Raw genomic sequence first — 24,864 nt, 5'->3', positions numbered from 1 at the left:
TCCTTAAGAGGTAACATTCTTGTGATAAATCAAACCTATTAACACAATTATTTGCACGACTTCACGCTCTTGATTAAAATACTCGCGTTTTTATTTATTTTCTGTGGGAACAATGACAATTTTAGTGTTAGGAATCAATCATAAAACCGCCTCTGTGGGTTTAAGAGAGAAAGTCGCATTTGTGGATAGCAAACGTGAGCTCGCTCTCAAGCAAATTCAAGAAAGTGGATTAGCCGAAAGCGTTGTTATTCTTTCTACTTGTAACCGCACCGAACTCTATTTCCATCAGCCCAATATTTCGCCTCACAAAGAGAGTGATGATAATATTAAATGGCGTGAACAGTGCTTAAAATGGTTTGCTCAAGTGCATCAACTTGATGAAAAAGCACTAGGTGAATGCCTCTATTTCAAACAAAATTTAGATGCTGCTAACCACTTAATGAACGTGGCAAGTGGCTTGGATTCTCTTATTTTAGGTGAGCCCCAAATTTTAGGGCAAGTAAAACAAGCTTATCAATATAGCGAAGATTTTTACCAACAACATCACAAAACGATCTCTACCAAGTTATCTCGCTTATTCCAACGCACATTTGCTACTGCAAAACGTGTTAGATCTGAAACGGAAATTGGTAGCCAAGCGGTTTCTGTTGCTTATGCAGCTTGTGGTTTAGCTCGCCAAATTTTTGATAATTTCGGGAAATTACGTTTTTTGCTTGTGGGGGCGGGTGAAACCATTGAATTAGTGGCTCGTTACTTAATTCAACACGGTGCAAAAAATATGATGGTGGCTAATCGTACCCATATTCGGGCAGAAATGTTAGCGGAAAAATTAAATTTCCCAATGCAAATTCTCTCTCTAAGTGCATTACAACTAGGCTTAAATCAAGCCGATGTCGTGATTAGCTCAACGGGCAGTGCGGATACACTTATCACTAAAGAGATGGTTGAAATTGCTCAAAAACAACGTCAATTTGACCCACTGTTGCTTATTGATATTGCGGTGCCTCGTGATATTGATGAAAAAGTAGGGGAATTAGAGGGCGTTTATTCTTATAGCGTAGATGATTTACAAAATATCATTCAACGCAATATGGCTCAACGTGAAGAGGCTGCAAAACAAGCGGCTGAAATCGTAAAAGAAGAGAGCAAAGCCTTCTTTGAATGGTTAAAACAGCAACAATCTAGCGATCTTATCAAACGCTATCGCCAAGATGCAGAACATATCCGACAAGAACTATTAGACAAAGCCTTGCAAGCTATCACACAAGGTCAAGATAGTGAAAAAGTGATCAGTGAATTAAGCTATAAACTCACTAATCAACTGCTCCATATACCAACCCAAGCTTTACAAGCTATGGCGAAAAGTGGAAATTCAACGGGGTTGCAAAGTTTTTCTAAAGCATTACGTTTAGAAGAATAATGTTGAGCACGCTGTGTTCCTATGCTTTTGCAAAAAATTGAAAAAATTTGACCGCTTGCTGATCTACACGATGCTTCCTACGGCAATTTATCTCAGATCACGCTTCTAATTTTAACTTTCCTCAAATTTCCGCTATAATGCTACTGTTTTTGCAACTCCTTGCAAATGATTGAATTTAGAGGACAAAAAATGACGCCTGTTGTTGCCTTAGTTGGTAGACCAAATGTGGGTAAATCCACCTTGTTTAACCGCTTAACTCGCACTCGAGATGCCTTAGTGGCAGACTTTCCTGGCTTAACCCGTGACCGCAAATATGGACACGCCAATATTGCTGGTTATGATTTTATCGTAATCGATACTGGCGGTATTGATGGTACAGAAGAGGGCGTGGAGGAAAAAATGGCAGAACAATCGCTATTAGCGATTGAAGAAGCAGATGTTGTTCTTTTCTTAGTAGATGCTCGTGCAGGTTTATTACCTGCAGATATTGGTATTGCACAATACTTACGTCAACGTGAAAAAACTACGGTGGTAGTTGCAAATAAAACAGATGGTATTGATGCCGACTCACACTGTGCAGAATTCTATCAACTTGGTTTAGGCGAAGTGGAACAAATTGCCGCAGCTCAAGGGCGTGGCGTGACACAGCTTATTGAGCAAGTGCTTGCGCCTCTTGGTGAACAGTTAAATGCAGAGCAAGCGGTCGATTCTGATGAAAATACTGCAAATAATGAAGAAGTAGATGAATGGGATACTGATTTTGACTTCGACAATGAAGAAGATACCGCTTTATTAGATGAAGCATTGGAAGAAGATACTGAAGAAACGATTGAAGACAAAAATATCAAAATTGCGATTGTTGGACGCCCAAATGTAGGCAAATCAACGCTTACTAACCGCATTTTAGGTGAAGATCGTGTGGTTGTGTACGATATGCCTGGAACAACTCGTGATTCTATCTACATTCCGATGGAGCGTGATGGTCAGCAATATACCATTATCGACACGGCGGGGGTGCGTAAGCGTGGTAAAGTCAATTTAGCCGTTGAGAAATTCTCCGTAATTAAAACGCTACAAGCTATTCAAGATGCCAACGTGGTGCTTTTAACCATTGATGCTCGAGAAGGTGTTTCTGATCAGGATTTATCGCTGCTTGGCTTTATTTTAAATGCTGGTCGTTCGCTAGTTATTGTAGTCAATAAATGGGATGGTTTATCGCAAGATATTAAAGATCAGGTGAAATCAGAACTTGATAGACGTTTAGATTTTATTGATTTTGCTCGTGTGCATTTTATCTCAGCACTACACGGCTCAGGTGTGGGCAATTTATTTGATTCGGTGAAAGAGGCCTATGCTTGTGCAACCCAAAAAACCTCAACCTCAATGCTGACCCGTATTTTGCGTATGGCAGCCGATGAACATCAACCTCCACTCGTAAATGGTCGCCGTGTTAAATTAAAATATGCCCACCCAGGTGGTTATAATCCGCCGATTATTGTTATTCACGGTAACCAAGTGGAAAAATTAGCTGATTCTTACAAGCGGTATTTAAGTAACTATTTCCGTAAGAGTTTGAAAATTATCGGCTCTCCGATTCGGATTTTATTCCAAGAAGGCAATAATCCATTTGCAGGTAAGAAAAATAAACTTACACCAAATCAATTACGAAAACGTAAGCGTTTGATGAAGTTTATTAAGAAAAGTAAGAAATAATTAGGCAAATCCCCCTTCCTTTCTTTAAAGAGGGGAGCATTCATAGATGATTTTTAACTTATCTGGCTATTTTAAATTGGATAATAAAATGAAGTTATGAATATGGAGATCTAGCCCCTCTTTAGGAAAGAGGGCTAGGGGAGATTTGATAAAGGAGCAAAATAAATATGATGATGCAATACTCTCCCAAATTTAATAACGCTAAAGTATTGGTGCTGGGTGATGTTATGTTAGATCGCTACTGGTTCGGTGCAACCAATCGTATTTCACCAGAAGCCCCTGTGCCTGTAGTGAAGGTGCAAGATATTGAAGAGCGTGCAGGCGGTGCAGCAAACGTGGCTATGAATATTGCCAGCCTTGGCGTACCCGTTACGCTTCATGGTTTAATTGGTCAAGACGATGCAGGATGTGCATTAGATAGGCTGCTCAATTCACATAATATCCAAAACCATTGTGTAGCAATTAATTCACACCCTACCATCACTAAATTGCGGATTTTATCTCGTCATCAGCAATTATTACGCTTGGATTTTGAAGAAGACTTTCAAAATGTCGATTCAACCGCGCTACTTGCAAAACTTTCACAAGAAATCACCGCTTGTGGTGCATTGATTTTATCGGATTATGGTAAAGGTACACTTAAATCAATACAACAGATGATCCAAATTGCTCGCAAAGCGAATGTGCCCGTTTTAATTGATCCGAAAGGTACCGATTTTGAACGCTATCGTGGCGCCACGTTACTTACCCCTAATATGTCTGAATTTGAAGCGGTTGTTGGGTATTGCAAAGATGACGATGAAATCGTTACGAAAGGCTTAAAAATGATTGATGATTTCGAGCTTTCTGCATTACTCGTTACTCGTTCAGAGAAAGGAATGACGTTACTTCGTCCAAACCAAGAACCTTATCACTTACCCACTCAAGCAAAAGAGGTTTATGATGTCACTGGTGCGGGTGATACCGTAATCAGCGTATTGGCGACTGCAATTGCAGACGGTCGTCCTTATGAAGAAGCTTGTTATTTAGCTAATGCTGCTGCAGGTGTTGTGGTCGGTAAATTAGGCACATCAACAGTAAGCCCTGTTGAATTAGAAAATGCGATTCATCAACGTGCAACAACAGGTTTTGGAATTGTTTCTGAAATAGAGTTAAAAGCAATTATTGATGAGGCGAAAAAACGTGGAGAAAAAATTGTGATGACGAATGGTTGTTTTGATATTCTGCATCCAGGACACGTTTCTTATTTAGAAAATGCGCGCAAATTAGGCGATCGCTTAATTGTAGCGGTAAATACGAATAATTCAGTGAAACGCTTAAAAGGTGAGTCTCGCCCAATTAATGATTTAGCGGCACGAATGGCCGTGCTTGCAGGTTTAGCCTCTGTTGATTGGGTAGTGCCTTTTGATGAGGATACGCCACAACGTTTAATTGCTGAAATGCTACCTGATTTATTAGTAAAAGGGGGAGATTATAAACCTGAAGATATTGCAGGTAGCCAAGAGGTGTGGGCAAACGGTGGCGATGTAAGAGTACTTAACTTTGAAAATGGTTGCTCTACCACGAATGTAATTAAAAAAATTCAATCGCTATAGTTTAGTTATGAAAAAAATCATTATTGATACAGAGCAGTTTCAGCGAATTATTTCTCGGATTTCCCATCAAATTATTGAAAAGCATGGGGATTTACAAGATGTCGTTATCGTGGGTATTAAACGTCGTGGCGCTGAAATTGCTGAACTCATTCAAAAACGTATCAAAGAATTATCTCAAATTCAATTACCCAATATGGCGTTAGATATTACTTTCTATCGTGATGATTTGGATTTAATCTATCAAGATCCTGTATTTACTGGTGCGGAAAATCAGCTTAATCTCAACGGTAAAAAAGTGATTTTAGTGGACGATGTTTTGTTTACTGGAAGAACTATTCGTGCTGCGTTAGATGCCTTACTTGATTTTGGTCGAGCTGATAGAATTGAATTAGTTATTTTAGTTGATCGTGGTCATAGAGAGTTGCCAATTCGGGCTGATTATGTCGGAAAAAATATCCCCACTGCGAAAAATGAGCAAATTCAGGTATATACCTCCTATTATGATGGCATCAATCAAGTTGTCTTAGTTCCTGTAGCACATAAAGAGTAATAAAAAGTACTTAATTTAAGTGAACCTTTTCGATAAACTAATCTCTAAGAAAAGAATAACTTATTTATCTCCATTAGGATTTTTATAAAATGAAATTAGTAAAATCATTATTTGCTGTTGCTATTGCAACAATCACACTTACCCAAACAGCTCAGGCGTTTGAAGAGCGAGTGGTTGCATTAGTGAATGATACCCCTATTATGCAGAGCCAAATTCGAACTATGCTGGGTAAGAAAACCGTAACAAAGGCCTCTCAACGTATGGCGATTGATCAATTAATTGACGATATTTTAGTACAACAAGCAATGAGAGAAGCTAACGTAACCATTAGCCCTCAGGCAGTGCATCAAGCGGTTGAAAATGTGGCTATTCAAAACGGTATTACTTATGGTCAATTATTAGATACATTAGATTATCAAGGGATTACGCTAGAAGAGTTTAAACATAACATTGCTCAACAAATGGCTATGGAACAAGTTCGTCATATTAGCATTGGTAAATCTATTCAAGTTTCACCGCAACAAGTTCAAACTCTTGCGAAAGAGTTAATGGCAAAAGATAAATCTGCAGGTAAATTAAAAACAGTCATGGGTAAAGAGCATCGTATTAGCCATATTTTGCTAAAAACTAACCCAATTTTAAACGATAGACAAGCAAAAGCGAAATTAAACAGTTTAATTGCAGATATCAATTCAGGCAAAACGACCTTTGAAGAAGCCGCTAAAGTACATTCTGTTGATTATGCTTCAGGTGCAGATGGTGGCGATTTAGGTTTTAACCCCTTAGGCATTTATGCCCCTGAATTTGCAGACGTAGCATCTAAAAGTAAAAAAAATCAAATCTCTGCCCCATTTAAATCGCAATTTGGCTGGCATATTCTAAAAGTAACGGATGTTCGTAATAGTGATAGAACTGAAGATGCTTATCATCAAAGAGCCTATCAGCAGCTTGTTAATAAACAAGCAGAAGAAGCCTCAAAAGATTGGATTAAAACATTAAGAAAAGCTGCAAATATTCAGTATATTGGTCAGTAATTAAACAAATTATAAGAACCTCGCCTAGCGGGGTTCTTTTGTTATTTAAAGGATAATAATGAGTTCACAAAATTCAAAAAAACATTTAGGTCATACTGCTCGTAAACGCTTTGGACAGAACTTTTTACACGATATGAATGTTATTCATGGTATTGTTTCCGCGATTAACCCAAAAAATGATCAATTTTTACTGGAAATTGGCCCTGGTTTGGGGGCATTAACGGAGCCTGTTGCAGAATTAGTTGATAAACTGGTCGTGGTAGAAATTGACCGTGATTTGGCAGAACGCTTACGCCATCACCCATTCTTAAACCAAAAATTAACGATTATCGAACAAGATGCGCTACGTTTTAATTTCCGAGAATATTTTGAGAGTCAAAATTTAGAGGAAGATTCCGTTCGCGTATTTGGTAATTTACCTTATAACATCTCCACCCCATTAATTTTCCACTTATTGACGTTCCACGATCTCATTCAAGATATGCACTTTATGTTGCAAAAAGAAGTCGTCAAACGTTTATGTGCTGCACCAAACAGCAAAGCGTATGGCAGATTAACTATTATGGCACAATATTATTGCCAAGTAATTCCTGTGCTTGAAGTACCGCCAACCGCATTTAAACCTGCTCCAAAAGTGGATTCAGCAGTAGTGCGTCTAGTACCTTACAATAAACTACCGCACCCGGCGAAAGATGTTTATTGGTTAAACCGTGTAACTACACAGGCCTTTAACCAACGTCGTAAAACATTACGTAATGCACTTTCTAGTCTGTTTACTGCTGAACAGCTTGAAGCATTAGGTATCAATTTAACTGCACGTGCTGAAAATCTAACGATTGCAGATTATGTTCGTTTAGCTAACTGGCTATATGAAAACCCGCCATCAATAGACAAAACAGAAGAGCTTATTGACGAAGATATTTAAAAATAGAAAAGTAGTTGGAGGGTAAATCCAACACGCATTAAACTTGATTTAAAAAGGATTGAGCCCAGTACAATACTGATCTCAATATTTAAGTTAATAAACTGCCCAACTTTTGGGGACAGATCAACAAGCGGTTATTTTTTATGGAAAAATTACAAATGAATATCTTAAAAGCAGGCGAGAAAGCCCCTCAATTTACTCTTCAAAATCAGGCTGGTGAAGCTGTTTCTCTTTCCCAATTTACGGGTCAAAACGTATTAGTCTATTTTTACCCTAAAGCCCTCACACCAGGCTGTACCACGCAGGCTTGTGGGCTGCGTGATAGTAAATCAGAGCTTGAGGCACTTAATGTAATTGTGCTTGGTATTAGTCCTGATTTACCCCAAAAATTAGCTCAATTTGCTGAGAAAAAAGCACTAAATTTTACGCTTTTATCAGACCCTGATCATAAGGTAGCAGAAGCCTTTGGTGTGTGGGGCGAAAAGAAATTTTTAGGCAAAACTTATGAGGGTATTCATCGCATTAGCTTTTTAGTAAATGAGCAGGGTGTGATTGAGCACGTTTTCGATAAATTCAAAACAAGCGAGCATCATCAAATGGTTGTAGATGTTATTAAAGGATCAAATTGATGGCTAAGAAAGCGATTTTCCTAGATCGTGATGGCACAATTAATATTGATCACGGTTATGTGCATAAAATTGATGATTTCCAGTTTATTGAAGGCGTTGGAAAAGCGTTAAAACAGTTTCAAGACAAAGGCTATTTGCTTGTGTTAGTCACTAATCAATCGGGCATTGCACGTGGTTATTTTAGTGAAGATCAATTTATGCAACTGACTGAATGGATGGACTGGTCATTAGACGAAGACTATGGCGTTGTGCTAGATGGAATCTACTACTGTCCACATCATCTAGAGGGTAAAGGTGAATACTGTGAAGATTGCAATTGCCGTAAGCCGAAATCAGGAATGTTTGAGCAAGCGATAAAAGATCTCCATATTGATCCGTTTCAATCGTATATGGTAGGCGATAAATTAGAAGACTTGCTCGCAGCAGAAAATGCTGGTGTGAAAACCAAGGTATTAGTGCGAACAGGTAAAGAGGTAACGCCAGAAGGTGAGGCAAAAGCCGATTTAGTGCTGGATAGCCTTGTTGATTTGGTTAGATATATTAAATAAAGAAAGCAGGCATTTGATTGCCTGCTTTCATTTTTTATTTTCGGCATTGAGCCAAAATGTCTAATTCCGTTTTATAACTGTTTAAAGTGCTGAAATCCATATCGTTAATACTGAACATAGTATGGAAGAGATTATCATGCGAATAAGCATTATTTTTCGCATTATTTCTAACACAATTTAAATCAAAGGGTTTATTTTGAATCCACATGTTAGAAAACCACATAATCATCGGGATATGGGTTTGATATTCAGGAGCAATTGCATAAGGTGCTCCGTGTAAATATAAGCCGTTTTCACCTAATGATTCGCCGTGATCAGAGACATAATATAATGCACTTTTCCATGTATCATTCTGTTCTAATTTGGTAATGATCTTATCGAGAAATTGGTCAAGATAAATAATACCGTTATCGTAAGTATTGACTAATTCTTGATTAGAACAGTGGTTAATTTCATTAGTATCACAAGTGGGTGTAAATATTTTTTCTGAGTTTGTATATCGCTCATAATAAGTAGGCCCATGGTTTCCCATTGTATGTACAATAATCATAAAATCTTTTGCGGTGTCATTAGCTAATGCTTTATCAATTTCGGGTAATAAAATATTATCTAAGCACTCTCCATCACGACAATATTCTGGCAGATTAAAATTTAATACATCAGTGCTCGGTATATTTTTACACACACCTTTGCAATCGCTATTATTATTTAACCAGTGAATATCAATATTTGAGCGTTGTAATATATCGAGTAAATTATCCTGTTTGTAAGATAAATTGACATTAAAATCGTCTTTACTCAAGGAGGAAAACATACAAGGCACTGAGACTGCAGTTGCAGTACCACAGCTAGTTACATTCGGGAAATTAATAATCTGATCGCCTCGTGCTGCTAATTTGGGTGTTGTTTGGCGATAATAGCCGTTGAGTCCCCAATTTTGAGCTCTTGTTGTTTCACCAATCACAATAATAGTTACGTTTCGGTAACTATCAGACTTAGCTTGTTTTGCATTTATATCAATTTGCTGATATGGCGTGTTATCTCGATAATAATGACGAATTGCCTTAATACCAGAGGCTATAAAGTTACTCGGGGTAATTAAATGTGCTAGGTTTTTATGATTTCTGAAAAAAGAAGCATAGTCTTGATAATGAAATTTGGCTATGCCTAAGATTACGCCTGCTGATAATAAAATGGATACTATTCGGATCAATAACTCTTTCCACCAACGTTTATAAACAATTTTGGTGTTTAAATAGAGTAATGTAGGTAAAATACCGAGAAAAAATAACCACAAAACATATGAATTAGTAAACATTCTTGAGCTTTCGGCAATATTCGTTTGTAGCACATTATTTAACATATCTACATCAAAATAGATGTTAAAAAAGAGCGAGTTATAGCTAATTGTGGCACTCACTAAAATGAGTAATGGAATAATGATTTTATGTAAAACAGGAATAGCAAGAATATTAAGAATAATATTTAAAGCAAAAAAATAGACTATTGGCACACTATATAAAAAATAGTCTGCACTAGTGCCATTAAATGGCTGAATTTTTAATATTTGCTGAAAAAAGCCGAGATTTAACGCGACAGTAAAATAGAGCGAAACAATAAAAATAAGCGTTGTTGAACTTAATTTAAAAGAAAAAAATTTCATTTTATTTTTCCATAAAAGATAGGAGTGGCTATAAGACAGCATATTCTTTTAGTAAGTTTCAATAATTTACGCTAAAATTCTACATTATTTTTTTAATATATAAATGATCCGATGAACTACAACGACAGCGCACTCTCTGCCCTAAAACTTGGGCAAAAAACCGAATATAAAAGTGAATACGACCCAACACTTTTACAGCCTGTGCCACGCAAATTAAACCGCGATGGCTTGGGAATTACGCAATCTCAGCCATTTAATTGTGGGGCAGATATTTGGACTTGCTATGAACTTTCGTGGCTAAACCAAAATGGCCTACCGCAGGTAGCGATTGCTGATGTAGCAATTGATTTTAAAAGTGAAAATTTAATTGAATCAAAAAGTTTTAAGCTTTATTTAAACAGCTTTAACCAAACAAAGTTTAATTCTATAGAAGACGTGGAGCAAACGCTTCAGCGTGATTTGGCGAACTGTGCAAGCGGTCAAGTTTCGGTAAAAATTGACAAATTATCGCATTACACGCAACAACCGATTGTGGACTTTGAAGGGGAGTGCATTGATGAGCAAGATATTCAAATCGACCGTTATGAATTTTCACCCCACTATTTAGAAAATAGTGCAGAAGGTGAGGTTGTGGAAGAAATATTAGTGAGCCATTTACTTAAATCTAACTGCTTGATTACCTCACAACCTGACTGGGGCAGCATTCAAATTCACTATCAAGGTAAAAAAATAAATCGTGAAAAACTGCTGCGTTATTTAATTTCTTTTCGGACACATAATGAGTTTCACGAGCAATGTGTTGAGCGGATTTTCTGCGATTTAATGCAATTTGCACAGCCTGAAAAATTAAGCGTTTATGCACGTTATACAAGACGTGGTGGGCTAGATATTAACCCATTTAGATCAAATTTTGAGGACGTGCCTGCTAATTTGAGAATGGCACGTCAATGATTTCGCCATTTTTTGTTCCCGTTTGAACCGCTCGGGTTGCCTTTCTTTTGGTTACTTTTCTTTGGCAAAGCAAAAAAGTAACAAATAGCCGATGTTGATTTTTATGATGAATGAATATAGCCCAAATTATTATATTGGTGTGATGTCTGGGACTAGCTTAGATGGCGTAGATATCACCTTAATGGATTTTGCAAAAAATCCGCCTAAAATGACCGCTTGCGATTTTTTTCCAATGCCAGAAAATTTGCGAGCGGAGATATCTGATTTGATTAAAACCGGCGAAACTCATCTTCAAAAGCTCGGTGAAATTGACCATCGTTTAGGCGTGCTTTATGCGGAAACGATCAAGGCGTTTTTAGCGAAAAACCAGTTAATGGCAGAAGATATTCAAGCCATCGGTTGCCACGGACAAACTGTGTGGCATTCTCCAGACGCTATTTATCCGTTTACTATGCAAATTGGTGATATGAATTTAGTTGCAGCTAAAACAGGCATTACGACTATTGCGGATTTTCGCCGTAAAGATATGGCTGTGGGTGGGCAGGGCGCGCCGCTTGTGCCTGCGTTTCATCAGGCGATGTTTAGCGAACTGAACCGTGTAACCGTGGTGCTAAATATTGGCGGCATCAGCAACATTTCAGTGCTAAAGCCGAATAGCCCAACGATTGGCTATGATGTTGGCGTGGGTAACACTTTGATGGATAGCTGGATTGAGCAGCATCAACGAAAAAGATATGACAAAAATGGCGAGTGGGCAAGAAGTGGAGAGGTAAATGAGGCATTGTTAGCTTTATTACTCGCTGATCCTTTTTTTGCCAAAGCTCCCCCAAAAAGCACTGGGCGAGAGTGGTTTAATTTAATGTGGCTTGCAAAAAAATTGCAAAATTTCACCGCTTGTAAGCCTGAAGATGTGCAGCGTACCTTAGCTGAATTTACCGCAAAAAGTATTGCTAATGAATTGGCTCAGTTTGAAAGTGAATTGCCTTGCTTATTGTTGGTTTGTGGCGGTGGGGCAAGAAATCCGTTATTAATGGAAAGGTTGTCTCACCTTTTACCAAATTGGAGGGTTGCCATCACAACTGAGTTCGGTTTAGATGTTGATTATGTTGAATCTGCTGCATTTGCGTGGCTTGCTTACCAACGAATGAATAATTTAATCAGTAATATGCCAACGGTAACTGGGGCAAAAAAAGCGGTAAGTTTAGGGGTAATTTACCCTGATGAATAAAGTGAAATAATATGAGTGAAAAAAATTTACTGAATGCCTTAGGGCAGATGATTACCGAGCAGCGTAATCCTCATTCAATGAATATCGACAAACTGTCTGCACTTGAGATCGTGAAAATCATCAATAATGAAGATAAACAAGTGCCTATCGCAATAGAGAAATGCTTAGCGAAAATTGCACAAGCGGTAGAAAAAATCGTACAAGCCTTTCAGCAAGGGGGGCGTTTAGTTTATATTGGTGCTGGCACGAGTGGGCGGTTAGGTGTGCTAGATGCGTCGGAATGTCCTCCAACTTATGGTGTAAATCCTGAAAGCGTGGTGGGATTAATTGCAGGCGGTGAGCGAGCGTTACGTTTTCCAGTTGAAGGGGCAGAGGATAATGCTGAGCAAGGAGCATTAGACTTACAAGCGGTCAATTTTTCTAAAAAAGATGTATTAGTGGGCATTGCAGCAAGTGGCAGAACACCGTATGTGCTAGGGGCAATGGAGTATGCTAATTCATTCGGGGCGGTGACCGTTTCAATTGCCAGTAATCCACATTCCGCAATGGCTCAAATGGCGGATATTGCAATTGACACCATTGTTGGGGCAGAAGTACTCACGGGCTCTAGCCGTATGAAATCGGGTACGGCACAAAAATTAGTGCTGAATATGCTCACTACCGCTTCAATGATTTTAATCGGCAAATGCTATCAAAATTTAATGGTTGATGTGCAAGCGACTAATGAAAAGCTAAAAGCTCGTGCAATTCGTATTGTTATGCAAGCCACAGAGTGTGAAAGGAGTATTGCTGAAAATACCCTAAAATTAGCTGAAAATAATGCGAAATTAGCAATTATGATGATATTAGGTAATTTAGATAAGCAAGAGGCTGAGAATTTATTAGTACAGAATCAGGGAAGATTGCAAAAAGCGTTAAATGTGTAAGGCTTGTAACGTAATTTCTTCCCCAAAAGGGGAAGAAATATGGAAGCATTAAGCAAATAAATGTCTATGTTTTACTAGCTCTTCTTTTGTTAGGCTAAATACTCCTAATCCACCATTTTCAAGTTCCAGCCAGTTAAATGGTACGGTTGGGAATTGTTCTATTAAATGCACCATACTGTTACCCACTTCGCAAACGAATACGCCATTATCATTTAAATAATCAGCAGCTTCGGCAAGCATACGTTTGGTTAAATCCAAGCCATCTTTACCAGAACCGAGTGCTAATTCTGGCTCGTGATGAAATTCTTGTGGCATATCACTCAAATCTTCTTCATCAACATAAGGTGGGTTAGTAACAATTAAATCGTATTTATCTTGCGGCATATTGTTAAAGAGATCGGAGCTGATTGGAAAGACTCGGTGCGATACTTGATGGCGTTCAATATTAATTTGTGCCACATCTAAAGCATCAAGGGAGAGATCAACGGCATCCACCTCAGCGTCAGGAAATTGTTCAGCACAGGCAATAGCAATACAGCCGCTGCCTGTACACATATCTAAAATACGGTGTGGCTCATTTTTGATAATACCTTTAAAGCCATTTTTAATGAGTTCGCCAATAGGAGAGCGTGGCACGATCACTCGCTCGTCCACATAATATTCGGATCCGCAAAACCAGGCGGAATGAGTTAAATAAGCTACAGGCTTGCGAGAGCCTAAGCGTTCACAAATTAAATCAATTACACGTTCTTTTTCTGCTTGTGTTAAACGAGAAGAGTAAAGCGATTCTGGTATATCAAAAGGGAGATATAATCCAGCTAAAATTAATTGTTGGGCTTCGTCCCACGCGTTGTCATAGCCGTGCCCATAGTAAAGATCGGAAGCATTAAAATAGCTGTATGCCCAACGCATCATATCTTGAATGGTAGCTAAATCATTAGCCACTGGCATCGCTGCAATTTCATCAAGGAGTTCGATATTATATTTAAACATATTAAGTGCCTTTTGCATAATGATAGAATTGCTGTTTTATACCACATTTTGCTTTGTGTTAGAATGTAAAAATGAAAAGAGGGAATTATTATGTCAGAGAAAATACTAGAAGATGAATTTGCTTTGTTTCGCGAGGCAGCAAAAGGAACAAAAAAGATAGCACAAAATACTTATGTGCCAAAATCAGAGCCTCGCAAAAAATTACAAGAATTAAGAGAATTAAAAGAAAAAGCGGATATAGAGTTTTATTTTTCAGATGAATATGAGCCATTGCTTAAAGAAGAAAATGAAAAAGTAAAATATCTACGTGAAGATGTCGATCCTCATATGCTAAAAAGGCTCAGACGTGGCGACTTTCAGCCTGAACTGTTTTTGGATTTACACGGTTTAACCAAAGAAAAAGCAAAAAAAGAGCTGGCGGCATTAATTCTTGCTTGTGAGCGAGAAAAAGTGTTTTGTGCCAGTATTATGACGGGTTTTGGTACTCGTGCCTTAAAAGATCAAATTCCTCGCTGGCTTGTGCAACATCCTAAAATTATGGCGTTACATCAAGCACCCAAAGAATGGGGAGGCGATGCCTCTATTTTGATTTTAGTTGAACAGCCTGAAAATCCAGAGAAAATGTTCGGACGATAGCGAGGCATTGGAATATTTTATTATTTAGAATACGGAAAATAATTGAAGCATTTGGAATAAAACCTTAGTGAAACTAGTGAAAGTTAAACTAAGGTGCAAAAAAATCCACTATTTTGCCGATGGTTATATCCATTAATTGAGGGTTAGAAAAAGCGTGATCAGCCCCTTCAATGGGGATCAGCTCAATCACATTCTTGTCGGCAAATTGTTGGGATGTGTGCAGTGCTACCATTTCATCTGCTGTGCCGTGTAGAATTAAGATTTGATCGGCATAGTCTAAGTAATCGTTTTGTGTAATATCAGATTCAGCGAGTTCATTGAAAAAGGTTTGGCTGATTTTCATTTGGCGGTCAAAACCCCATAAAATTTCTCTCCCTTTTGCCAGTTTTTGCCGCTCTTCTTCTGATAAGCGATTCATTAGTGAGTGATAAATTTGTATGGCTGGTGCACGTAAAGCAATTTTTAGAAATGGATTGCCTTGTTCGCTAATATATTTGAGCGTTAAATAACCGCCAAAACTGGTGCCATAAGCGTAGATATTTTTCGCATTTAGCGTGTTTTTGGCATAATGAATAACTAATTGCAGATAAGTAAGACACTCTTCAACTGAAAGTTTTTTGCGTGCATCATTGCCGTGACAAGGAAAATCAAAAGCAAGAGCGGCATAACCGTTATACTTTGAGATTAAACGTTCGCCAAATTTAGTATTTGATTTTAAATCTTTTGATGAGCCAAAACCGTGTAGAATCAGCACTACATTTTCAATGTTGTGCAGATCTTTTTCATAAAACAGCTTGCAGCGAATGCTGAAACCTTGTTCGTTAATCTCAAAGCGTTTTTCCATTTTAGTTCAATTCCACGATGCTTTATATGATTGCAGTTTAACATTGTTCCCTTACAAGCGGTCGGATTTTTCCATTTTTTGGTAAATTTAATCGGGTATGACTAGCTAAGTACAAAATATATTTATAGAATGTTTCACTCATTTTTAAAGGAGAAAGCAAAATGTTACAACTTATTTTCGCTATTTTATGTAGCGTAACCGTTGGCGTATTAATTAAATTCGCACGCCAAAAAGGCATCAGGATCGATCAAAGTATCGCAGTAAACTATATCGTAACGACTACGATGACATTTTTATTACTTAAGCCTGATTTTCAAGAACAATCCATAACTGATATTGTTGCCAATAACCCATCTTCTTATATTTTTGTGATTTTAAGTATCACTCTTCCCACTATTTTCTTAGTGCAAGCCAAAGCACTTGAATTTGCAGGTATTATTAGAACAGATGCAGCACAGCGTTTGTCTTTATTTTTGCCTATTCTTGCCGCATTCACTATTTTTGGTGAGGAAGTGACTAACAATAAATTAATTGCTTTGCTATTTGCTTTTGTGGCGTTGGTTTGTTTGCTTTGGAAAGGTAATCAAGGTATAGAAAAAGGGGGAAAAATTGCGATTATCAGCCTTTTCCTAGTTTGGGTTGGTTATGGCGTGAATGATATTTTATTCAAACAGATGGCGAAATCAGGCTCTGCTTTTCCCGTTACCTTAGCAATTGCTTTTATTGGTGCAGGCAGTTTTATGTTTATTTATTTGCTACTGAAACGTACTCAATGGCACATTCCAAGCGTATTAACAGGTTTGCTGTTAGGCGTGTTGAATTTTGGTAATATTTTATTCTATATTCAAGCCCATCAAGCAATGAAAGATGATCCAACACTCGTCTTTACAGGAATGAACTTAGGCGTTATCTGTTTAGGTACTTTTGTGGGGGCATTTTTCTTTAAAGAGAAAATTCATAAAGTAAACTATTTGGGTGTGGCGATTGCGATTGTCGCAATTATTTGTTTATTCTATTGGCGATAAATTTAGGGTGATTTTAGGTAGAATTGCAACATTTTCAATAAATTTAACCGCTTGTTAGTTTTATCCACATATATTTCATAAAGGATTCCATAATGAAACCCAAAGCCTTGCTTGCATTTATTGTTTCTACTATTTTTGCTACTCAAACCGTTGCTACCACAACAGATAAACTTATTGAGCCTAAACATTTTTTGAATGGGACGGAGATAGGCTACGATCTGAATTTTAATGATCAAAATTATCGTACTATTGAAACAGCAATCAATGGTGAAAAAGTACGCTTTCGAGCTTTTGAGCGAATTGTTTATGTAAAAAATCCTGTTGAGCCTGAATATCAGAGTATGAATATTTATGTGCCAGAAAGCTATTATAACGAGGGAGAGATTAACGGTTATAAAGCGGAGACTGCCCCCATTTTCTTCCAAAATTGGATAAAAGGTTATATGCCCGCTAAAGCAGAAAGTGATGAGCAAAAAGGAGCGGTCGGTTTACCTCATTTGATTTTACGTGCACTTTCTAAAGGATATGTTGTGGTGAGTGTTGGCGTGCGAGGTCGTACCTTGCAAAAAGAGGGGAAATACATAGGAAAAGCACCAGCCGTAATTATGGATTTAAAATCAGCCGTGCGTTATTTGCACGCGAATGATGAAAAAATGCCAGGCGATGCGAATAAAATTATTGCAAATGGTACAGGTGCAGGTGGGGCAGTGGCTGCTCTGTTGGGAGCTTCTGCTGATCATTTTGATTATGAGCCTTATTTCAAGGAAATTGGAGCATTAAAAGCAAGTGATAAAGTATTTGCTGTTTCTGCGTATGCACCAATGACCAACCTTGAAAATGCCGATATGGCGTATGAGTGGCAATTTAACGGTGCGAATGAATTGGCAGAGCGTTTTCCTATTTATCTCAATAGCTTAAATTTAACAGATGAATCAGGAAATCCATTAACACTCGATTTACAAGGTAATGGTTCTTTTAAAGATTATTTAGCAAATTTAATTAAAGATTCAGCAAATAAAGCCTACAGTCAGTTAGCTGAAAATAGTGAGCAACAAAAAGCGTTTCAAGAAATTAGTTGGCTATCTTTTGAAAATAATAAAGTGAGCAATGTGGATTGGTCTGGCTATGTACTTTCAGAAAAACGAATGAAATCATCGCCAGCGTTTGATATATTCAATGCAACTTCAGATGAAAACAATCTATTTGGTACTACGACGGAAAATAACCGCCATTTCACGCTTTATAGTGCAGAACGTTCATCAAATAAAGAGATTAATTTAGCGGATCCACAAATAGTGAAACGAATGAATCCAATGTTTTATTTGGATAACCCAAATGCAGCGGAGCATTGGCGAATTCGAGTAGGGACTGCAGATCATGATACGTCATTAGCTATTTCTGGGATTTTAGCCATTAAACTACAAATGGAAGGTAAAAATGTGAGCTATAAAACGCCTTGGGGCGTTTTGCATTTAGATGATGATTTAGATGAGTTGTTCGAATGGGTTGATGAAATCGTCAAACCCAAGCCATAAAAAATGGAGTAGAATAGGCAGATCGAAGGATCTGCTTTTTTATAGATTGAAGATGTATGCAAGTTAAAAAATTTAGTCAAAAATATGTGAATTGGGTATTAAGGCTCGGGCGATTAAGAGCCTCGCTTCTTGGTTTTTTTATGGTTGCGGCATCAGCAATTGCCATTCAAAGCGGATTAACGTATCTGTTTATTGGCAAAATAGTTGTGGTAGATATTTTACGCTCCATTGCTTTTGGATTAATTTCCGCCCCCTTTGTCCTCTATTTTTTCACATTATTGGTTGAAAAGTTAGAACGCTCCCGTTTAATGTTAGAGAAGGCAGTTAAAGATTTAGAAGAATTAAGAGAACAAGATGCTTATCTCCACGCTAAATTAGAAAAGAACAACCGTGATAAAACTATCTTGATGGCAACGATTAGCCATGAATTACGCACACCGCTCAATGGCATTATCGGCTTAAGTCAAATTTTGCTTGATGAGGGGCTAAATGAAAAGCAGCAGGAATATCTTAAAACGATCAATATGAGTGCAACCGCATTAGCTCATATTTTTGGCGACATTATTGACTTAGAAAAAATTGACAGCAGTCGTATTGAACTATTTAGGAAAGAAGTAGAATTTGAGCGATTTATTCGAGATATTACCAATTTCGGTAATTTTATGGCGGGAAATAAAAATATTGATTTTGAATTAAAGTACCCGAAGAATTTACCTAAATATATTTATATTGACTATGCACGCCTAAGTCAGATTTTATGGAACTTAATCAGCAATGCGGTGAAATTTACCCCTGCAAGCGGTCGAATTTTGCTAGAAATTTGCCAACTGGATAAAGAGCAATTTAGTTTTAGTGTCGCAGACTCAGGCATTGGTATTCCTGAAAAAGAGTTACGCAAAATTTTTGATATGTTCTACCAAGCTGAAAATTCAAAAGAGAAAAAGGCACAAGGGAGTGGCATTGGGTTGTCCGTTTCAAAACGGATTGCAAAATTAATGGGGGGAGACTTAGTCGCTAAAAGTCAAGAAAATCAGGGCTCAACGTTTACGCTCACTGTTCAAGCAGAAAGTACAGAAACAAAGCCAGAGCTAGAGATTCAACATCACGCGTTAAAAGTGCTTCTTGTTGAAGATATTGAAATGAATGTGGTTGTTGCTCGTGCCATTCTAGAAAAAGTCGGTTGTGATGTTGATGTAGCGATGAGTGGGGCAGAAGCGTTCAAATGTTTTGAACAAAATAGTTACGATTTAATTTTATTAGATATTCAGTTGCCTGATACCACCGGTTTTGAGATTGCACAAACATTAAGAAATCGTTATGAAAATGAAGAAATTGATTATCTGCCCTTACTGATTGCATTAACGGCGAATGTGATTCAAAGTCAACAATCTTATCAAGCACAGGGTATGGACGATGTACTGCATAAACCGCTCTCCTTAGAGGCGTTAGTCAATTGTTTAAATCATTACTTCGATAATAGCTTTTTGCAAAAAGAGAAGGAAAAACAACCGCTTGCAGCTAATAAATTGTCTGAAGAGCCTTATAATATTTCAATGTTAAATGAACTTACCGAAGTAATGGGAAAAGACGCCGTGCTGGCCAATATGGATCTATTTGCTGATTTAATGCCAACGTATTTAGACAATCTACAACGTTATTTAAGTGATTGGCAAGCAACATCGGATCCTCAAAGTCGAAAATTAGTGGCAGAAGAAGCACACAAAATCAAAGGTGCTTTATCATCTATCGGTTTAGAGAAATTACAACAAGTTGCTCAACAAGCTCAATCGGATAATGGCAAGCAATGGGAAGAGAATATTACCTCTTGGGCAGAAAGGATTCAGTCAATATGGCAGACCGATTTGCAAGCCGCGAGAGAATATATCAATATGTTAGATAAAGTGTAGTTATTTACCACTTCTTTATTTTCGGATTCACAAATTCAATCCCTTTATCTTGATAGCTTATGCCTTCCAGCTCTAGCAGAAAACGCTTATTCGGTAAGCCTCCCCCAAAACCAGTTAGCGTTTGATTTTTACCAAGCACTCGGTGGCAGGGAATAAGAATAGAGATAGGGTTACGCCCCACTGCACCACCTACCGCTCGCATAGCATTCGGATTGCCTAACTTGTTTGCTATTTCTCCATAGGTTGTGGTGTTACCATAAGGAATTTTACGCAGGATTTCCCAGACAGATTGCTGAAAATCGGTGCCTTGTGGAGAAAGAAAATCCAAAGGCTGGAATGCAATTTTTTCTCCTGCGAAATAGCGGTCTAAAATTGCTTTTGTTTTGCAAAAAATGTCTAAAACTGCACCGCTTGTTTGGGGTGCTTTAATAAAGTGTTCTACCGACGTTGAGCGTTGTTCTTGCTCAAATTCAACATAAATTAACCCCTCTTCTTGGGCAAGTAAAAGCAATTTGCCCACAGGGCTTTGGTAATAATCGTAGTAAATTTGTGATTTCATTGAATATTAAAATAGAGTGACACCATAAATGGCGATGGCTGGAAAGTATAATGGACTTTGTTGCACCAATCAAATTTTATCCAATTTCAATTGTTGCGATCTGTTGAACGCCAAGCTGATGAAATGATGTACGCCATAATGGAGTTTGTTTTGGTATTTTGGACTATTTTTTCGTATAATTGATTTTCTTTTTTAATATATAAAACCTTTCACATTAATTAGTGCTAAATGATTGACTAAATTAGTGGGTTATATAGAATTTAGCACATTGTTCTGGATGATTTTCTGGAAAACTATGAGGATATTTTATGAAACTTACCTCAAAAGGGCGTTATGCGGTAACCGCTATTTTAGATATTGCTTTACACGGTAAATCAGAGCCTGTGAGTTTAGCCGATATTTCAGATCGCCAAGCGATTTCCCTTTCCTATTTAGAACAGCTTTTTGCACAGCTTCGTCGTGACGGCATTGTGCAAAGTATTCGCGGTCCAGGTGGCGGTTATCAATTAGGCAAAAAGCCAGAGCACATTAGCATAGGAATGATTATTTCTGCAGTTAATGAAAATATTGATGTCACCAAATGTAAAGGGAGCGGCAACTGCCGGAAAGATTCTCAATGTTTAACGCATTCTTTGTGGGAGCGATTAGAAGATCAAATTGAGCAGTTTTTAGGGACAATTTCAGTGGCAGACTTAGCCGCAGAACACGCTGATCACGATTGTGAAAAAGCCCATTGTCACGAACATTCTCATCATCACTAATTGCAAAATTTTTAATAAAAACAACCGCTTTTGAGTTGTTTTAACTAGGAGTAACAATGAAATTACCAATTTATTTGGACTATGCCGCAACCACACCAATGGACGAACGTGTTGCGAAAAAAATGATGGAATATATGACCAAAGACGGTATCTTTGGTAACCCAGCTTCTCGCTCTCACAAATTCGGTTGGGAAGCAGAAGAAGCGGTTGATGTAGCTCGTAATCAAATCGCAGATTTAATTGGGGCAGATAGCCGTGAAATCGTTTTCACTTCAGGGGCAACAGAGTCTGATAATCTTGCAATTAAAGGTGCGGCTCACTTCTACCAAACAAAAGGTAAGCATATCATCACGGTTAAAACGGAACACAAAGCGGTATTAGATACTTGCCGTCAGTTAGAGCGTGAAGGTTTTGAAGTGACTTACTTAGATCCTGAAGAGGACGGTTTAGTCGATTTAGCGAAATTTGAAGCAGCAATTCGCCCAGATACAATTTTAGTGTCCATAATGCACGTGAATAACGAAATGGGCGTTATTCAGCCAATCAAAGAGATTGGTAAAATTTGTCGTGCGAAGAAAATTATTTTCCACGTAGATGCAACGCAGTCTGTTGGTAAAATCGAAGTGAATGTACAAGACTTAAACGTCGATTTAATGTCTTTCTCTAGCCATAAATTATACGGACCAAAAGGTATCGGTGGTTTATATGTTTGCCGTAAACCTCGTGTACGTTTAGAGGCGATTATTCACGGTGGTGGCCACGAGCGTGGTATGCGTTCAGGAACATTACCTGTTCACCAAATTGTGGGTATGGGTGAAGCTTATCGTATTGCGAAAGAAGAAATGGCAACAGAAATGCCTCGCTTAAAAGCACTTCGCGATCGTTTATACAACGGCTTCAAAGATATTGAAGAAGTTTACGTAAACGGTTCAATGGAAGAAGGTAAACGTATTGATTCAAACTTAAACATCAGCTTTAATTTTGTTGAAGGTGAATCTTTAATGATGTCATTGCGTGATATCGCCGTATCATCAGGTTCAGCTTGTACTTCTGCAAGTTTAGAGCCATCTTATGTGTTACGTGCTATCGGTCGTGACGATGAATTAGCCCATAGTTCAATTCGTTTTACGTTAGGCCGTTGGACAACGGAAGAAGAGATCGATCACACTATTGAAATCGTGAAAAAAGCAATCGTGAAATTGCGTGAGCTTTCTCCACTTTGGGAAATGTTTAAAGAAGGCGTGGATCTCTCTAAAATTGAGTGGAATCACCACTAATGCAGAAAAATTTTGCCGTGCGAGGTAGTCTTTAATGCAAGGCTTTGCAATCGCAGGCAAAATTTTCCTAATCTAACAAATAATTTGGAAGGAATACAAAATGGCATATAGCGAAAAAGTAATTGATCACTACGAGAACCCTCGTAATGTAGGTACATTTGATAAAGAAGCTTCAGATGTGGGAACGGGTATGGTGGGAGCACCTGCGTGTGGTGATATTTTACGTTTACAAATTAAAGTAAACGATCAGGGTATTATTGAAGATGCACGCTTTAAAGCGTACGGTTGTGGTTCTGCCATCGCATCAAGCTCGTTAATTACCGAGTGGGTAAAAGGCAAGTCTTTAGATGAAGCGGGCGCAATCAAAAACAGCGACATTGCAGAAGAGCTTGAATTACCACCGGTAAAAGTTCACTGCTCAATTCTTGCAGAAGATGCGATTAAAGCAGCAATCGCAGACTACAAAGAAAAACAAGCGAAGTAATATGATACAATCAATGCAAGCGGTCGATTTTTGCAAAAAATTTGCAAAATTTCACCGCTTGCATTTGCTATTTCTATCTTGATTTAATCCATTCACATACAATATCCATAAGGACAGTACAGATATGAGTATTACCTTAACTGAACCAGCAGCAAACCGAGTTCGTACATTTCTAGAAAACCGTGGAAAGGGCATTGGCTTAAGGCTTGGCGTGAAAACCTCAGGGTGTTCAGGCTTGGCGTATGTGCTGGAATTTGTTGATGTATTAAATGAAGACGATCACATATTTGAGCAACACGGAGTAAAAGTGATTGTGGACGAAAAAAGCCTCGTTTATCTCAATGGTACAGAGCTTGATTTCGTCAAAGAAGGCTTAAACGAAGGCTTTAAATATAACAATCCGAATGTGAAAAATGAATGCGGTTGTGGCGAAAGCTTTAATGTTTAAGGAGCAAAAATGAGTAATCCATTTATACTATTTGACTTACCCGTTCAATTTCAACTTGATAATGCCCAGCTTTCTGAGCGTTATCTTGCTTTACAAAAACAGCTTCACCCCGATAATTTTGCTAGCTATTCAAGTGCAGAACAACTTGAAGCGGTGCAAAAATCAGCAGATGTGAACGATGCGTTAAATATTCTTAAAGATCCGATTTTACGAGCAGAAGCGATTATTGAAATTCACACAGGTGAAGCTAAAAACCTGGAAGAAAAAAGTATGCGAGATGTGGATTTCTTAATGCAACAGCTCGAATGGCACGAAAAGCTCGAAACCATCGAACATCGCCAAGACGAAACCGAATTAACGGTGTTCTTGAAACAGATTAAAACCGAGCAAAAATCGGTACTTCAACAGCTTGAAACAGAATTAAATGCAGAACAATGGCAAAAAGCAAATGCCTTAACCGATAAATTACGCTACTTCAAAAAGTTGATTATTCAGATTGAGAAAGTAGAAGAAAAATTGTTTGAAATGTAAATACAAGCGGTCATATTTTATCGGGGTTTTGCAAATGAAAAGTTTAGAACAATTATTGGAACAACAATCAGCGTGGCTGATTTTACGAGATTGGTTCGCTCAAGCAAAAAATCATTACGAAATTTTGGCAAGCTATCCTGAAGATGCCAGTGCGGCTTTAGCCGGAATGCAGCTTTCCACCCGCTCACCGCTTGGAGCAATGCTTTATGAAACAGGTGGAGTACTGATTGACCACGGTTGGCTACGTATTTTAGGCTCAGGCAATGAAAAATTACCCCGTGGGTTGTTCGATTGGAATTTCGGCAAAACCTTCAAGCAATCGGGCGAGCAGCCAAGCCATTTATTGATTGCAGATGATGCGATTGGCGGCTATTTTGCCATTAACGCAGGTGGAATTGGGGCTGATATCGGCAATGTGTATTATCATCACCCGAAAAGCCAACAATGGAAAACTCTTAATTTTGGCTATTCTGAATTTTTAGGCTGGGCATTATCTAGCGATTTAGATGAGTTTTACCAAGACCTCCGCTGGGAAAATTGGCAAGCCGATGTTAGAAAATTGCAAGGTCATCAAATTTTAGATTTAAACAGCAAAATTGCGATACCGATTGAACGCCACTACCAAAGCGTTTTTGCCCCTGAAAATATGGGATATTCGGTGGCTTAAAAATTTTTCTCTCTC

25 protein-coding genes are annotated in these 24,864 nt (G+C 38.1%); 21 read left to right on the top strand and 4 right to left on the bottom strand.

Annotated features, from left to right (window positions below):
- Positions 1-112 precede the first annotated feature (112 nt).
- The 8 genes from hemA to gmhB all read left to right on the top strand — a co-directional run bounded on the left by hemA (position 113) and on the right by gmhB (position 8,414).
- Positions 113-1,420, top strand: a complete 1,308-nt coding sequence (gene hemA / locus GM698_RS00980; RefSeq protein WP_176808188.1) for a glutamyl-tRNA reductase — start codon at positions 113-115, stop codon at positions 1,418-1,420.
- A 189-nt stretch (positions 1,421-1,609) separates the two neighbouring features.
- Positions 1,610-3,133 carry a ribosome biogenesis GTPase Der gene (der, locus tag GM698_RS00975; protein ID WP_176809006.1) on the top strand — a complete coding sequence of 508 codons (1,524 nt, stop codon included), beginning with the start codon at positions 1,610-1,612 and terminating at the stop codon, positions 3,131-3,133.
- Positions 3,134-3,300: 167 nt separating this feature from the next.
- A complete protein-coding gene (hldE, locus tag GM698_RS00970; protein ID WP_176808189.1) occupies positions 3,301-4,728 on the top strand; it encodes a bifunctional D-glycero-beta-D-manno-heptose-7-phosphate kinase/D-glycero-beta-D-manno-heptose 1-phosphate adenylyltransferase HldE in 1,428 nt (475 codons plus the stop codon).
- 7 nt (positions 4,729-4,735) lie between these two features.
- Positions 4,736-5,278, top strand: a complete 543-nt coding sequence (pyrR, locus tag GM698_RS00965) for a bifunctional pyr operon transcriptional regulator/uracil phosphoribosyltransferase PyrR (protein WP_159629529.1) — start codon at positions 4,736-4,738, stop codon at positions 5,276-5,278.
- Between the two features lie 89 nt (positions 5,279-5,367).
- Entirely contained in the window at positions 5,368-6,312 is a 945-nt protein-coding gene (locus GM698_RS00960; protein ID WP_176809830.1) for a peptidylprolyl isomerase, read from the top strand.
- Positions 6,313-6,370: 58 nt separating this feature from the next.
- Positions 6,371-7,237, top strand: a complete 867-nt coding sequence (gene rsmA, locus GM698_RS00955) for a 16S rRNA (adenine(1518)-N(6)/adenine(1519)-N(6))-dimethyltransferase RsmA (RefSeq protein ID WP_159629533.1) — start codon at positions 6,371-6,373, stop codon at positions 7,235-7,237.
- A 158-nt stretch (positions 7,238-7,395) separates the two neighbouring features.
- On the top strand, positions 7,396-7,866 hold the full coding sequence (gene bcp / locus GM698_RS00950; protein WP_159631247.1) for a thioredoxin-dependent thiol peroxidase: 471 nt from the start codon (positions 7,396-7,398) through the stop codon (positions 7,864-7,866).
- On the top strand, positions 7,866-8,414 hold the full coding sequence (gmhB, locus tag GM698_RS00945) for a D-glycero-beta-D-manno-heptose 1,7-bisphosphate 7-phosphatase (protein WP_176808191.1): 549 nt from the start codon (positions 7,866-7,868) through the stop codon (positions 8,412-8,414). The genes bcp and gmhB overlap by 1 nt, the downstream gene beginning before the upstream one ends.
- 34 nt (positions 8,415-8,448) lie before the next feature.
- Here gmhB and GM698_RS00940 read toward each other — a convergent pair whose 3' ends face one another.
- Complete coding sequence (locus GM698_RS00940) at positions 8,449-10,077, bottom strand: phosphoethanolamine transferase (RefSeq protein ID WP_209289498.1); 1,629 nt, start codon at positions 10,075-10,077, stop codon at positions 8,449-8,451.
- A gap of 111 nt (positions 10,078-10,188) precedes the next feature.
- On the opposite strand from GM698_RS00940, the gene queF reads away from it, so the two are divergent.
- The 3 genes from queF (at position 10,189) to murQ (ending at position 13,182) form a co-directional block, all read left to right on the top strand.
- Entirely contained in the window at positions 10,189-11,028 is an 840-nt protein-coding gene (queF, locus tag GM698_RS00935; RefSeq protein ID WP_209289497.1) for an NADPH-dependent 7-cyano-7-deazaguanine reductase QueF, read from the top strand.
- 91 nt (positions 11,029-11,119) lie between these two features.
- On the top strand, positions 11,120-12,256 hold the full coding sequence (locus tag GM698_RS00930) for an anhydro-N-acetylmuramic acid kinase (RefSeq protein WP_209289496.1): 1,137 nt from the start codon (positions 11,120-11,122) through the stop codon (positions 12,254-12,256).
- Between the two features lie 11 nt (positions 12,257-12,267).
- On the top strand, positions 12,268-13,182 hold the full coding sequence (gene murQ, locus GM698_RS00925) for an N-acetylmuramic acid 6-phosphate etherase (protein ID WP_209289495.1): 915 nt from the start codon (positions 12,268-12,270) through the stop codon (positions 13,180-13,182).
- Positions 13,183-13,230: 48 nt separating this feature from the next.
- Here the strand turns inward: murQ and prmB are convergent, their stop codons facing one another.
- On the bottom strand, positions 13,231-14,175 hold the full coding sequence (prmB, locus tag GM698_RS00920) for a 50S ribosomal protein L3 N(5)-glutamine methyltransferase (RefSeq protein ID WP_209289494.1): 945 nt from the start codon (positions 14,173-14,175) through the stop codon (positions 13,231-13,233).
- Positions 14,176-14,277: 102 nt separating this feature from the next.
- Between prmB and smrB the strand changes: the two genes are divergently transcribed.
- The gene (gene smrB, locus GM698_RS00915; RefSeq protein ID WP_176809007.1) at positions 14,278-14,811 is read left to right on the top strand and encodes an endonuclease SmrB; all 534 of its coding nucleotides are present in this window, start codon (positions 14,278-14,280) and stop codon (positions 14,809-14,811) included.
- Between the two features lie 88 nt (positions 14,812-14,899).
- Here the strand turns inward: smrB and GM698_RS00910 are convergent, their stop codons facing one another.
- A complete protein-coding gene (locus GM698_RS00910) occupies positions 14,900-15,655 on the bottom strand; it encodes a S9 family peptidase (protein WP_159629547.1) in 756 nt (251 codons plus the stop codon).
- A 161-nt stretch (positions 15,656-15,816) separates the two neighbouring features.
- Between GM698_RS00910 and GM698_RS00905 the strand changes: the two genes are divergently transcribed.
- The 3 genes from GM698_RS00905 to GM698_RS00895 all read left to right on the top strand — a co-directional run bounded on the left by GM698_RS00905 (position 15,817) and on the right by GM698_RS00895 (position 20,122).
- Positions 15,817-16,680 carry an EamA family transporter gene (locus GM698_RS00905; RefSeq protein ID WP_159629549.1) on the top strand — a complete coding sequence of 288 codons (864 nt, stop codon included), beginning with the start codon at positions 15,817-15,819 and terminating at the stop codon, positions 16,678-16,680.
- Between the two features lie 92 nt (positions 16,681-16,772).
- On the top strand, positions 16,773-18,215 hold the full coding sequence (locus GM698_RS00900; RefSeq protein WP_209289493.1) for a subtype B tannase: 1,443 nt from the start codon (positions 16,773-16,775) through the stop codon (positions 18,213-18,215).
- A 56-nt stretch (positions 18,216-18,271) separates the two neighbouring features.
- Positions 18,272-20,122 carry an ATP-binding protein gene (locus tag GM698_RS00895; protein ID WP_209289492.1) on the top strand — a complete coding sequence of 617 codons (1,851 nt, stop codon included), beginning with the start codon at positions 18,272-18,274 and terminating at the stop codon, positions 20,120-20,122.
- A 4-nt stretch (positions 20,123-20,126) separates the two neighbouring features.
- On the opposite strand, the gene GM698_RS00890 is transcribed toward GM698_RS00895, so the two are convergent.
- Positions 20,127-20,681: a methylated-DNA--[protein]-cysteine S-methyltransferase gene (locus tag GM698_RS00890; RefSeq protein WP_176808199.1), complete on the bottom strand. Its 555-nt coding sequence runs from the start codon at positions 20,679-20,681 to the stop codon at positions 20,127-20,129.
- 308 nt (positions 20,682-20,989) lie between these two features.
- Between GM698_RS00890 and iscR the strand changes: the two genes are divergently transcribed.
- The 6 genes from iscR to GM698_RS00860 all read left to right on the top strand — a co-directional run bounded on the left by iscR (position 20,990) and on the right by GM698_RS00860 (position 24,849).
- On the top strand, positions 20,990-21,442 hold the full coding sequence (gene iscR, locus GM698_RS00885) for a Fe-S cluster assembly transcriptional regulator IscR (RefSeq protein ID WP_176808200.1): 453 nt from the start codon (positions 20,990-20,992) through the stop codon (positions 21,440-21,442).
- Positions 21,443-21,498: 56 nt separating this feature from the next.
- On the top strand, positions 21,499-22,719 hold the full coding sequence (locus GM698_RS00880; RefSeq protein ID WP_176809838.1) for an IscS subfamily cysteine desulfurase: 1,221 nt from the start codon (positions 21,499-21,501) through the stop codon (positions 22,717-22,719).
- Positions 22,720-22,819: 100 nt separating this feature from the next.
- On the top strand, positions 22,820-23,203 hold the full coding sequence (gene iscU / locus GM698_RS00875) for a Fe-S cluster assembly scaffold IscU (protein WP_018651776.1): 384 nt from the start codon (positions 22,820-22,822) through the stop codon (positions 23,201-23,203).
- A 124-nt stretch (positions 23,204-23,327) separates the two neighbouring features.
- Positions 23,328-23,651: an iron-sulfur cluster assembly protein IscA gene (gene iscA / locus GM698_RS00870; RefSeq protein WP_209289491.1), complete on the top strand. Its 324-nt coding sequence runs from the start codon at positions 23,328-23,330 to the stop codon at positions 23,649-23,651.
- A gap of 9 nt (positions 23,652-23,660) precedes the next feature.
- The gene (gene hscB / locus GM698_RS00865) at positions 23,661-24,182 is read left to right on the top strand and encodes a Fe-S protein assembly co-chaperone HscB (RefSeq protein WP_176808202.1); all 522 of its coding nucleotides are present in this window, start codon (positions 23,661-23,663) and stop codon (positions 24,180-24,182) included.
- A gap of 34 nt (positions 24,183-24,216) precedes the next feature.
- The gene (locus GM698_RS00860; RefSeq protein ID WP_209289490.1) at positions 24,217-24,849 is read left to right on the top strand and encodes a DUF2625 family protein; all 633 of its coding nucleotides are present in this window, start codon (positions 24,217-24,219) and stop codon (positions 24,847-24,849) included.
- Positions 24,850-24,864: the final 15 nt, after the last annotated feature.

Origin of the sequence: Mannheimia sp. ZY171111, assembly GCF_017750945.1 — a bacterium.
GTDB lineage: Bacteria > Pseudomonadota > Gammaproteobacteria > Enterobacterales > Pasteurellaceae > Mannheimia > Mannheimia pernigra.
Note: the sequence above shows the minus strand (reverse complement) of the source record. Positions and strands in the feature narration are given on the sequence as shown.